Origin of the sequence: Mitsuokella jalaludinii DSM 13811 (assembly GCF_000702905.1) — a bacterium.
GTDB classification, from domain to species: Bacteria; Bacillota; Negativicutes; order Selenomonadales; family Selenomonadaceae; genus Mitsuokella; species Mitsuokella jalaludinii.
In genome coordinates, this window is record NZ_JNKR01000048.1 from 1 (window position 1) to 6275 (window position 6275).

8 protein-coding genes and 1 tRNA gene are annotated in these 6275 nt (G+C 53.1%); 3 read left to right on the top strand and 6 right to left on the bottom strand.

Annotated features, from left to right (window positions below):
- Window positions 1-249: transposase (locus tag T518_RS10905; RefSeq protein ID WP_036378891.1), on the top strand; the 249-nt coding region annotated here is incomplete at its 5' end.
- Window positions 250-468: 219 nt separating this feature from the next.
- On the opposite strand, the gene T518_RS12375 is transcribed toward T518_RS10905, so the two are convergent.
- The 4 genes from T518_RS12375 to T518_RS10925 all read right to left on the bottom strand — a co-directional run bounded on the left by T518_RS12375 (window position 469) and on the right by T518_RS10925 (window position 3737).
- Window positions 469-1290, bottom strand: a complete 822-nt coding sequence (locus T518_RS12375; RefSeq protein WP_428829232.1) for a rubredoxin — start codon at window positions 1288-1290, stop codon at window positions 469-471.
- 458 nt (window positions 1291-1748) lie between these two features.
- Window positions 1749-2408 (bottom strand): Flp family type IVb pilin, encoded by a 660-nt coding sequence (locus T518_RS10915; RefSeq protein WP_036378892.1) that lies wholly within the window; start codon window positions 2406-2408, stop codon window positions 1749-1751.
- A 122-nt stretch (window positions 2409-2530) separates the two neighbouring features.
- Window positions 2531-2761, bottom strand: coding sequence for a glutaredoxin family protein (locus T518_RS10920; protein WP_036378894.1), 231 nt, complete (start codon window positions 2759-2761; stop codon window positions 2531-2533).
- A 49-nt stretch (window positions 2762-2810) separates the two neighbouring features.
- Window positions 2811-3737, bottom strand: coding sequence for an NAD(P)/FAD-dependent oxidoreductase (locus T518_RS10925; RefSeq protein WP_036378895.1), 927 nt, complete (start codon window positions 3735-3737; stop codon window positions 2811-2813).
- A gap of 233 nt (window positions 3738-3970) precedes the next feature.
- Between T518_RS10925 and T518_RS10930 the strand changes: the two genes are divergently transcribed.
- Window positions 3971-4321 carry a YezD family protein gene (locus T518_RS10930; protein WP_036378897.1) on the top strand — a complete coding sequence of 117 codons (351 nt, stop codon included), beginning with the start codon at window positions 3971-3973 and terminating at the stop codon, window positions 4319-4321.
- Between the two features lie 54 nt (window positions 4322-4375).
- Here T518_RS10930 and T518_RS10935 read toward each other — a convergent pair whose 3' ends face one another.
- Window positions 4376-5431 (bottom strand): AI-2E family transporter, encoded by a 1056-nt coding sequence (locus T518_RS10935; RefSeq protein ID WP_036378898.1) that lies wholly within the window; start codon window positions 5429-5431, stop codon window positions 4376-4378.
- Between the two features lie 178 nt (window positions 5432-5609).
- Window positions 5610-5990, bottom strand: coding sequence for a universal stress protein (locus T518_RS10940; RefSeq protein WP_036378899.1), 381 nt, complete (start codon window positions 5988-5990; stop codon window positions 5610-5612).
- 201 nt (window positions 5991-6191) lie between these two features.
- Here T518_RS10940 and T518_RS10945 point away from each other — a divergent pair.
- Window positions 6192-6268 (top strand) — tRNA-Pro (locus T518_RS10945).
- Window positions 6269-6275 lie beyond the last annotated feature (7 nt).

Here is a 6275-nt window from a genome sequence, read left to right on the forward strand (position 1 = left end):
GAGACCTTGACGTACATGGACTTTCCGGAAGAACACTGGAAGAAAATCCGTACCAACAACACCATAGAACGCCTCAACCGGGAGATTCGTCGCCGGACGCGCGTCATTGGCACCTTCCCTGATGGAGAGAGTGCGTTGATGCTCGTCTGCGCCAGATTACGTCATGTCGTGAGTTCCCAATGGGGCGCAAAAAAATATATGGACATGAAGCATCTATATGGATGTGATGCCGAGACCATCCTTGACTAATTGCAACGAGGATGCGGTTCATGATTTTGCGAAAGAATATTGACAGTACCGGAATACACAGTCCACATCATATCGGACGTGGATATTTCCGATTAAGCCCACATTGAATCCATAAAAATAGGGTTGTCACATCTTGTTATCCAGAAAGGATAGCAAGTGATGTGACAACCCCTATTTTCTGTTCACATTTTGACACAACAGGTAAGCCGCGTTCAGTCATTACGCTTTATTGAACTTGTCCTTGCCTTGTCCACAGCGCGGGCATTTCCAGTCAGCGGGCAAATCCTCGAAGGCCGTCCCTGCGGGGATGCCGTGTTCCGGATCACCGATGGCCGGGTCATAGACCTGCCCGCAGATGGAGCAGACGTATTTGCCCGTGGCTTCCTTCACCGCGATTTCCTCAGGCGGGATGCTCTTAGGCGGATGGTCAAGGTCGATGACCTTCTTGGCTTCCAGATTCTCATAGCCAAGAGGCGTGTGCGTCGAGCAGTAAACGGTCGGGTTATTCCGCACGAACTCCCGCACCTTGTTCAAGGTATCTCTGGCGGCCGCTTTGTCCTCGTAGACCACAGAAAGCTTATTTTCATAGAGGGCTTCATCCGTGTAAGTCACATCGCCGTGCATCATGTAGAACAGGCCATCTGCCTCGGCAACGATGATGCTGTTGCCCGTCGTATGTCCTTTGGCCGGGAGCAGGTAGACTCCCTCGGCAATCTTCTCGGAAGCGGGGAAATTGTGGTAAGGACCATCCTTGTACTGCACACCTATCACATTATCCCCCTGGTATTCCGTAGCTGCCTTTTCTTCCGGAGACATATAGATTTTTGTCTGTGGGAAACTCCGCAGTTCGCCTGTGTGGTCGGCATGCTTGTGGGTGACGAGGATCTTCGTCACCTGCTCCGGCTGATAGCCAAGCTCCTTCAAGGCCGATACATAGTCCTTGATGCGGCTGCCGAGGTAAATCTGCGTCTTTTCATCCACCACCATATCCGGTGCTTCCAGCGGCATTCCGGTATCCACTAGGTTGACGCAGCTTGGCACATATCATGCGATTGAGATTGGCATCATCCTCAGCCACTAGAACGGAAAACACCTTTTCGCCCCCTCTATTTTTGCTCAGTATATCCTATTATGCAATTACGGCCTCAGTATGACATTTCCTGCCCATTTTGAAACTTTCACACATCCTTAATCTTTTAAGACAAGAAATGACCGCCTAGTCCCAGACTGCGCGGTCATTTCTTGATGAATGATAGGGCAACCGTCTACGGCGGCCCCTTTTTCTATGACAATCCTCTCGTGTGGCAATGAAGATACAAGATGGCTCACACTTCCCCTGACCACATTCACCGCTTCGCGGTCCCCCTTCTCCAGCGGAGAAGGCTTTGGTTTCGTTGAACCTTGTCGATTGTGAGACACTGCTAGGGAAAGTTGCCTTCCCCAGGTGGGAAAGGTGCCGAGCTTGCGAGGTGACAAGGTGAAAGGAGGCTTTGGCTTGTTTACTCGTCCTTAGACCATGTACTTGATCCCAGAAGCAGTTTAGTGCCATCATTTCTAGTTGCGTTATTCATCGCATTTGTATCGCCGTAATTAAGTTTTTGATTCTGTACCGTAGTAGCATCACCGCGATAGTAATACGATGTGTAGCTTCCACCACCATTCGATACGATGCGCACGCCGACCCAGCCGCTATCCTGCTCGATATTCATCTCGTACATCTTAAGTGTGGTGGCCCCCCAAAGACCTGTAAAATTGCGATATGAATGGCCATTGACTCTGACCTTGTCCGCCTGATTCTTTTGCGCACCACTTGAACCACCATCTACATAATCGCCATTTTTATTTTTCTCCTGCTGGACATCGATTTCTATCCAATGCCCTGCATCCATGTCAATATTCCCCTTCTTAATTGCCTCTTTTAATGCAAGTTCCAATCGGTCCTGCATGCGCTGCTGCTTGGCCTCATTCGAACCATTGATTGCGTTGCTAATCGCTTCAGAGACATCAAAGTATGCCTTCCCCACTGCATCTGCCAGACCTCCGTTAGCGAATATTGCTGCACCGATGCCGACGATAAAGGCGAGGATCAGGGCGTATTCGACGATCCCCTGGGCTTTCTCATTCCATTTCTTCTGTTTATCATTTTGCCGATGTTCCATAACTCTCACCTGCACTTATCACAAAAACTCTCTGTTCTCACTCTTCATTATAAGTGATGGACATGAGAAAAGCCAGCTAAAAGTAGCTGGCTCATAGAAGAGAGAATGTGTGATTGTGGGGTTCAGAGGCCGAGCAGGGCGTCGAGCTTGGCTTTGTCGAAACTCACGACAAAGTCCTTGCCGTTGACCGTCGTGACAGGCACGATGAGGTCGCCGGAGATCTTGTAGCATTCGTCGCGGTCGGCATCGCTGAGCTCGATGTTGTGCTCTTCATAGGCGATGCCCTTCGATTTGAGATACTTCTTAACCTTGTCGCACCAGGGGCACTGCGTGATAGAGTAGACTTTTACCATGATGATTCCTCCTATACAGAAATAATGACGAGATATTCTTGTTAACCACTTACAGAGATTCGATGTACTTTTCGGCGAGCAAGGCGGCTGTCGTGCCGTCGGCCGCTGCTGTTGTCAGCTGGCGGATCTCCTTCTCGCGCACATCGCCGGCAGCGAAGACGCCGGGGAGATTCGTGCGGCAGTCCTCACCAGCGAGGATACGGCCGCTCTCCGTCATCTTGACCTGTCCCTCGAAGAGGTGGGTGTTCGGCACGACGCCGATGTTGACGAAGATGGCATCGACGGGCAGCTCGCGCTCCTCACCCTTTGCCTTGTCGTAGATGGTGATGCTCGTCAGGCGGCCTTCACCGTGCAGAGCGCGGATTTCCGTCTCGAGCAGCACTTTGACCTTCGGATTGGCGAAGAGCTTGTCCTGCGATGCCTTGTCGGCGCGCAGCTTCGAGCGATGGATGAGGTAGAGCTCCTTGGCATACTTCGTCAGGAAGTTCGCCGCATCGACTGCGGCATTGCCGCCGCCCATGACGGAGATAACCTTGTCCTGATACATGTGGCCGTCGCAGAGCTCACAGTAGTGGACGCCGCGGCCGCTATACTTCGCCTCTTCCTTGAGCGGCAGCTTGCGGCGCTCCATGCCGGAAGTGATGATGACGACCTTGGCCTCGTAGATATAGCTCTGCGTCTCGACAATCTTCGTCTTGCCCATGAGGTCGACGCGCTCGATCATGTCGAACTCATCGACTTCGGCACCAGCTGCTTCGGCCTGCTGTTGGACGGTCGTCATCAGGTCGCTGCCGCTGACCTTCGTGAAGCCCGGGTAATTCTCGATACCGACGGCGTTGGCGATCTGCCCGCCGACGATGGCATTCTCGAGCACGAGCGTCGAGAGATTCGAACGCCCTGCGTAGAGCGCTGCCGTAAGGCCGGCCATGCCGGCACCGATGATGATGACATCTTTTGTCTTGCGTTCCTTCGTCATACTATCCCTCCGTTATCTGTCTTCCGCATGTCGCTGCCGTGCGGAGCGGCTCTCTTGCTTTCTGACCTCAGTATAGCAGATGTTGCGGCCACCTTCTGTTACTGAGTTACAGTGACAAAAAGATTTCCTGCATCTTGGCTTCCCTTGACTTTTCGCTCCATCTATACTATGATAAAAGCAGTATATAAATACATATTTGTTTACTATACATTAATCTGGAAAGAGGCGATCTCATGCCCGGAATCAGACCAGCCCCAGGCGAAATCCCACAGAAAGCAATGGCCTACATCCTCCAAGGCCTCTGCACCATTAGCTACGGCGAGATGGTCCTCGTCGCGCAGGACGGCGTCCTCATGCAGGTCGAATGGAGCGAGAAAAAGCGCCTCGACTGCTGGCACGACACCGAAGATGCAAAGCCCCCCTACCCCGAGCGCGTCCTCACGGAGCTCGCCGCGCGCATCCGCAAGGAATTCCGCCTGCTGCAGTACGGCAGGCTCGTGCTCGTCATCCGCAAGGGACGCCTCATGCAGATCGAACGCACAGAAAAACAGCGCTTCACCGGCCTTGACGGCGAGGGCATCTGATTCAAGATGTCCTGCCGCAGGCGGGAAGCGCTGCTTTTTTGTCGCAGGATACATTCAACGGTCTTCGTGCTTCTCCTTGGTCAGCCAGCGGGACGTGCGGAGTTTTTTTATTGTCTCGAGTCGGTCCTGATAGATGTCCTCGATGACGAGCTTGCAGATGACGATGAAGGGCACTGCGAGGAACATGCCGGCCGGGCCGAGCACTTCGCCGCCTAAGATGATGCCGAGGATGATGGCGATTGGATGCAGATTCAGGGACTTGCCGATCAGCGTCGGATAGACGAGATTGTGGTTGACCTGTGTCAAGATCAAATAGAAGCCTGCCGTCTGGACGGCCACCCACGGGTCGACAGTCGCCGTCAGCAGGATACCGAAGATCGAGGCGACAGTCGGGCCGAGCACCGGCACAAACTCGCTGATGCCGGATACCATCGCGAAGACCGAGGCGTAAGGCAGGCTTCGCGAGGTGTAGTAGAGGAAGACGATGACGGCCGTCAGGCTGCAGATGACGAGTTGGCTGCAGATGTACGTGCGCAGAGCTGAGAGGATGCGGTTGAAGAGCGCGAGCACTCGGCTGTAGTCGCGCTGCGGGAAGAGGCTCGCGAGATAGATCTTGATATCATTGCCGTCCTTGAGCAGGTAGAAGGTGACAAAGATGATGATGACCATGTCGATGAACTTGCTGAAGATTGAGAGCAGGATCGTCAGCGATGATTTCAGCGCATCAATGCTTGCCGCCTTGAGCTCGAGCCAGAACTGCTCGAATTCATCCGTCAGGTAGACATTGTCGTGAATCAGAGGCGCCTGTTGCAGTTTCTCCGTGATCTGCGGGAAATCCGTGACGAACCGCGTGAACGTCGGGATGAACGTACTCGAGACGAGCAGCAGCAGCCCGCCGCAGACGGTGAGAAAGCCAATGAGCACGATTGCCGCCGCGAGCCCGCGGTTCATCCGGGACTCGAGCCGGTCGACGAGCGGCGTCAAGAGCAGCTGTAAGAGCAGCGAAATGAAGATGATGAACGCCAGCTGCGGCAGGAACCAGAACGCCGACAAGAGGATCGTGAACGTCACGCCGAGCAGGATGGACGTCCGATAAGTCTTTAAACGCATAAGAAACTCCTAACCATAGAAGATGTACATAGGATACCTGTCCTGATTATACCACAGAGCGAACAGAAGAGAAAGAAAGGGACTGCCGTGCGGACGGCAGTCCCTTTCTTTCTCAAAAGACGGCCGCCCGCGAGCTTCTGCTGCTGTGCAGAGGCAGTCTTTTCGTGTAGTTCTGGAGTTACTTGATGACCATGACTGGAATCGGGGATTCTTCGACGACTTTCTGGCTGACACTGCCGATCAGTGCGCCCTTGAAGAGGCCGAGGCCGCGGCTGCCCATGATGATGAGGTCACTGTGCTCTTCGGTGGCTACGCGCATGATGGCTTTCGGGATGTTGCCCGTCTCAACGTGCTTGGAGGCCTTGATGTCGTCCGGCAGTTTCTCCCAAATGCGATCGAAGACGATGTGGCTCGGGATGTCTTTGTTGATGTTGCTGGCGACGTAGACGAAATCGAGGTCGGCTTTGCATTTCTCGGCGAAGAAGATTGCCTCATCGACGGCCTTGCAGCCGTTGACGGAACCGTCGACTGGTACTAAGATTTTCTGGATTCTGCCCATATTAACCCCTCCTATGCGAAGATGAATGATTTTCTGATTATATGGAGTATTTCGTTCTCACCTGGTGAAAATCCTGCTTTTCATCTGGCTTTTTCTTGCGCTACGAACATATTTTTTCTATCTCATGGCAGCCTGAAGAAATTTTTTCGAAAAAGGTGTTGACAGGAGTGTGGATTCTTCGTATAATATTTCTTGTGACTACGGGATGTGGCACAGTTTGGTAGCGCGCATCGTTCGGGACGATGAGGCCGCAGGTTCGAATCCTGTCATCCCGACCATTGAATG